Annotated in this window: 5 protein-coding genes; 3 read left to right on the forward strand and 2 right to left on the reverse strand. The window is 71.6% G+C overall.

Features of this window, described 5'->3' with window-relative positions; all coding sequences use genetic code 11:
- Positions 1-41 precede the first annotated feature (41 nt).
- Positions 42-1,631, reverse strand: coding sequence for a phosphoglycerate dehydrogenase (serA, locus tag DQW85_RS27770; protein WP_113702851.1), 1,590 nt, complete (start codon positions 1,629-1,631; stop codon positions 42-44).
- A 326-nt stretch (positions 1,632-1,957) separates the two neighbouring features.
- Here serA and DQW85_RS27775 point away from each other — a divergent pair, with 326 nt between their 5' ends.
- Together DQW85_RS27775 and DQW85_RS27780 are read left to right on the forward strand one after the other, a co-directional pair.
- Positions 1,958-2,719 carry a hypothetical protein gene (locus tag DQW85_RS27775; protein ID WP_240197468.1) on the forward strand — a complete coding sequence of 254 codons (762 nt, stop codon included), beginning with the start codon at positions 1,958-1,960 and terminating at the stop codon, positions 2,717-2,719.
- A gap of 142 nt (positions 2,720-2,861) precedes the next feature.
- Positions 2,862-4,223, forward strand: coding sequence for an MFS transporter (locus tag DQW85_RS27780; RefSeq protein WP_113702853.1), 1,362 nt, complete (start codon positions 2,862-2,864; stop codon positions 4,221-4,223).
- On the opposite strand, the gene DQW85_RS44895 is transcribed toward DQW85_RS27780, so the two are convergent.
- Positions 4,183-4,452, reverse strand: a complete 270-nt coding sequence (locus DQW85_RS44895; RefSeq protein ID WP_162795431.1) for a hypothetical protein — start codon at positions 4,450-4,452, stop codon at positions 4,183-4,185. The genes DQW85_RS27780 and DQW85_RS44895 overlap by 41 nt on opposite strands.
- A 287-nt stretch (positions 4,453-4,739) precedes the next feature.
- Between DQW85_RS44895 and DQW85_RS27790 the strand changes: the two genes are divergently transcribed.
- On the forward strand, positions 4,740-5,039 hold a 300-nt coding region (locus DQW85_RS27790), incomplete at its 3' end, for a DUF1707 SHOCT-like domain-containing protein (RefSeq protein WP_162795432.1).

Raw genomic sequence — 5,039 nt, forward strand, 5'->3', positions numbered from 1 at the left:
CGGAGCGCTCCGGCGGCGGCCCGCCCGGGGCTCAGTCGGGCTCAGTCCTCCAGGTTGACCGTGCGGCCGCTCTCGGCGCCGATCTCGGACACGATCTGCTCGGCCACCTCGGCCGGGATGGCGGAGTCGACGGTCAGCGCGATGAGCGCCTTGCCGCCCTTGGCGTCCCGGGCCACCTGCATCGAGGCGATGTTGATCGCGTGCTCGCCGAGGAGCCGGCCGACGACGCCCACGATGCCGGGCCGGTCGGTGTAGGTGAAGAACGACAGGTGCTCGGTGGGCTCGATCTCCATCTCGTACCCGTTGACCTCCACGATCTTGGTGATCTGACGGGGGCCGGACAGGGTGCCGGAGACCGAGACCTGGCGGCCGTCGGCGAGCACGCCGCGCACGGTCACCACGTTGCGCCAGTCGGGGCTGTCGGAGCTGGTCACCAGCTCGACGCTGACACCGCGCTCCTTGGCCAGCAGCGGCGCGTTGACGTACGTGACGGAGTCCTCCACCACGTCGTTGAAGACGCCCTTGAGCGCGGCCAGCTCGATCACCCGCACGTCCTGCGAGGCGATCTCGCCGCGCACCTCGACGTCGAGCTTGGTGGCGACCTCGCCCGCGAGGGCGGTGAAGACGCGGCCCAGCTTCTCCGCGAGCGGCAGGCCCGGCTTGACCTCCTCGGCCACCGCGCCGCCCTGGACGTTGACCGCGTCGGGCACGAACTCGCCGGCGAGCGCCAGCTTCACGCTCCGCGCGACCTGGGTGCCGGCCTTCTCCTGGGCCTCGTGCGTGGAGGCGCCGAGGTGCGGCGTCGCGACGACCTGGTCCAGCTCGAACAGCGGGCTGTCGGTGCAGGGCTCCTTGGCGTACACGTCGAGCCCGGCGCCCGCCACGCGGCCCTCCTTGATGGCGGAGTAGAGCGCGGCCTCGTCCACGATGCCGCCGCGGGCCACGTTGATGATCCGCACCGACGGCTTGACCGCGTGCAGCTCCCTGTCTCCGATGAGCCCCACGGTCTCCTTGGACTTGGGCAGGTGCACGGTGATGAAGTCGGCCTGCCTGATGACCTCGTCGAGGCCGACCAGCTTGACGCCCATCTGCGCGGCCCGGGCCGGCGGCAGGTAGGGGTCGTAGGCGATCAGCTCGACGCCGAACGGCTGCAGGCGCTGGGCCACGAGCTGGCCGATCTTGCCGAGGCCGAGGATGCCGACGACCTTGCCGTCGAGCTCGACGCCGGTGTACTTGGACCGCTTCCACTCGCCGTTCTTGAGCGCGGCGTGAGCCTGGGGCGTGTTGCGCGCGCTGGCGAGGATGAGCGCGAGAGTCTGCTCGGCGGCGCTGGTGATGTTGGAGGTCGGGGCGTTGACGACCATCACGCCGGCCTTCGTGGCCGCCTCGACGTCCACGTTGTCGAGGCCGACGCCGGCGCGGGCGACCACGCGCAGCTTCGGCGCGGCGGCGATGGCCTCCGCGTCGACCTGGGTGGCGGAACGGACGATGAGCGCGTCCACGCCGGCGAGCGCGGGCAGCAGCTGGGAACGGTCTGCGCCGTCGGTGTGGCGGACCTCGAAATCGGCGCCGAGCACGGCGAGGCCAGCCTCCGAGAGCTCCTCAGCGACCAGTACGACGGGCTTGTTCACGAGTGGATCCTTACGGCATGCGGCGGGTTGGAGGGACGCGTCGACGAGCCCCTCGGGATCCCCCAGAGTCTATCCGCGCTTGTGAACGCGTTCACGAGGGACCCGCAATGTGAGACGCCCGTCGTACCCGGGAGGCGGCAAACTCATCCACACTGTGCCCATCTTTGTCTTGATCGGGAGATTTATTGGCCATTAGCCTGATAAGCCGTGGCCGACTACCTATGGTTCGTCATATGAGCATCGGGAATCCTGCGCTTGCCGACGTGCTCGCACAGCATGGCGCCCCGCATCGCCTGCTTGCGACACTGGCGGAGGGTGGAGTCCTGGTGGCCGTGCGACCCGACCGCTCTGTCGTCCTGGGCACGACCCAGGCCGGCGACCGGGTGCTGCTCGGATACACCGGGCCGGCGACCTACGCCAGGCACCGGGGCAGCCATTCGCTGTCGGCGTGTGACGCCGACACCATCCTCGACATCCAGCGCGTCACCGGCGTGCGGGAGATCGTGATCGACGCCGCAGGTCCGGCGGCGGCCGCCGTGCCGATCGACGACCTGCAGCGCTTCCTGACCTCGACGCGGACGGGGCCCACGCCGGTCCTGTCGGGCGCCGCCCCCGCCGCGTACGCCACGGGCGCGATGGCCACGGTGTCGCGCGGGACCGCGCTCGCCCAGGTCGAGCCCGCCACTCCGGACGCGCCGTCGCTGCCGTGGATCCCTGCGCCGCGGCCGCACCTGTCGGGCCCGATGCAGCAGGTGGATCCGGGCTACCGGCGCTGCGCGCACCCGATACTGCCCGCCCTGCGGCGCGCCATCGCGCATCTGCTGATCGACTTCCCGCTGGTGCACCACGTCTGGATCTCCGAGGCCCGCACCGCGTCCGGCGCTCCCGGCATCATGCTGCACGTGAAGGTGCACATGTCGGCCGCCGAGGACGTGGTCCGCGACCTGCACCGGATGGTGCGCGCCCGGCTGCCGCAGTTCGCGGCCAGCGAGGCGCCGATCCTCATGGCGCGGGTGGCCGACGCGCGCAGCGAGCGCCGGATGATCGAGATCTGCGCCCACGTGGTGTGCGCCAACGTGTCCGACTAGCCGAACCTGACGCGCCCGACCGGCGGGAATCGATGCGTCCGACCGGCGGGAACCGATGCGCCCGACCGGCGGGAGCCGATGCGTCCGGCCGGACGGAAACTGGGCCCTACCGAACAAGGGCTCGCTCGGTTTAGATGGGCACATGATCACACCTGCCATCGGCGTGCAGGGCGTCTCCAGAGGCGTGCGTCTCGGCTACGGCGTCGGGTCCTTCTGCACCGCGACCTTCGTCGCGGTCCCCGGGCTGCTGCTGCTCTACTACATGACGAACTTCCTGGCCGTGCCCGCCTGGCTGGCCGGGGTCGTGGTCGCCGCGCCCAAGGTCTGGGACCTGGCGATCAACCCGCTCGTCGGGCGCTGGTCCGATCGCACGACGTCGCGGCTGGGCCCGCGGCGGCCGTGGCTGCTGGCGGGCGCGTGCACGCTGCCGGTCGCGTTCTTCCTGGTGTTCGCCGGGCCGCCGGTGACGGGGTTGCCGGCCGCGCTCTACGTCGGGGCGTGCTTCATGGCCGCGGCGACGGCGTACGCGCTGTTCGAGGTCCCGTACAAGGCGATGCCCGCGGAGATGACCTCGGACTACCACGAGCGCACCTCCCTGCTGCAGTGGCGGCTGGTCTTCATCGGGGCGGCCACCGTGATCAGCGGCATCCTGGCCCCCGCCATCGTCAACAGCCAGGGCGGCGGCGGCACGCTGGGCAGCTACCGGCTGATGGCCGCGGTCATCGCGGCCGTGCTGTTCGCCTCGATGCTCGGCTCGTTCTTCGGCACGGCCCGCGCCCCCATGACCGGCGCCCCCGAACCGGACAGCGGGCGCCTGCGCGACCAGATCGCGGCGGCCAGGACCAACCCGGCGTTCGTCTGGCTGCTGGCGCTGAGCTGCGCCCAGATGATGGCCGTCAGCATGATGCTGGCCGCGGCGCCGTACTTCGCCGCCTACACCCTCGGCGACCCGAAGGCGACGAGCACGCTCTTCGCGGCCATCGTGGGGCCGATGCTGCTGACGATGCCCCTCTGGGTGCGGCTCGCCAGACGCTTCGACAAGCGCGGCGCGATGATCCTGGCCGGGCTCCTGTTCGGCGCGGGCACGATGGGAGCGCTGGCCACGCCCGTGTTCGGCGCGTGGTACGCCCACCTCATGCTGTTCGTGGTGGGCCTGGGCTTCGCGGGCGTCCAGCTGCTGCAGTTCTCGATGCTGGCGGACGTGATCGCGGTGGACGCCGTGGCGACGGGCAAGCGGCGGGCCGGGGTGTTCACCGGGCTGTGGACGGCGATCGAGAGCGGGGTCAGCTCGTTCGGCGCGCTGCTCTTCGGCGGCCTGCTGTCGCTGGGCGGCTTCGTGGAGTCGGAGGCCAGCAGGCCGGTCCAGCAGCCGGACAGCGCCGTGACCGCGGTCCTCGTCGGGCAGACCGCGGCCCCGGCGCTGATCATCCTGCTGGCGGTGCTGATGACGCTGAAGTACCGGCTCACACCAGCCGACGTGCCACCACCAGCCGCGTCCGCGTGAACGATCCCGCCACCACGGCGGCCACCAGCGGCAGCCCCAGCACGCCCACGGCGACGAAGAGCCACGGCACGGCGATCGTGGTGGGGCCCGGATCCAGGAGGGACTGGCCGGGAGCACCGATGCGCGTCATGGGCCAGTTCAGGGCGATCCCGGTCACCACGCCCGACCGCGGCCAGCACGGCCAGCGCCTCTGTCCTGGCCTGCCCGGCCCGGACGCCGTCGAGCTCACGGGGCAGCATGACGTTCTCGGCGGCCGTCAGCGCGGGGATCAGGTTGAGGTCCTGGAAGACGTAACCGACCTCGCATCACCGCGACCAGCTCGCCCCGCGAGACGTCGAGGTCGACGCCTTTCAGCGCGTGCACGTCGCCGGGGGCGACGAGGCCGTCGCGCTCCATCCGGGAAAGCGTCGTGTAGACCTGGCCGATGTTGAGCGGCCGGGCAACTGATTTCGCCTGAAGCCCCGGCAGATTCGGGGTTTCTGGACAGAGAACGCTGGAAAGGCCGATACTCGGGGCATGAGCTCGACGCACCCGCCGTTCCGCGCGTCAGATGGCGAACGTGATCGCGCGATCGACGAGCTCCGCGACCGCGCCGTCGAGGGCAGGCTCTCCCACGACACGTTCGTCGGCCGCGTGGACCAGGCACTCCGCGCCCGCAACCGCGACGAGCTGGACCGCCTGGTCGCCGACCTGCCGCGGCGCAGGACGTTCCGCGAGCGGCTGACCGGCCTCGTGTCGTCCGCCTCCGACCTCACCACCGCCCTGCGCGCCGCCTGGCGCCGGCCGCGCCTGCCGCGCCTGGCCCTGCCCGACGAC

Origin of the sequence: Nonomuraea lactucae (assembly GCF_003313395.1) — a bacterium.
Taxonomy (GTDB): Bacteria; Actinomycetota; Actinomycetes; order Streptosporangiales; family Streptosporangiaceae; genus Nonomuraea; species Nonomuraea lactucae.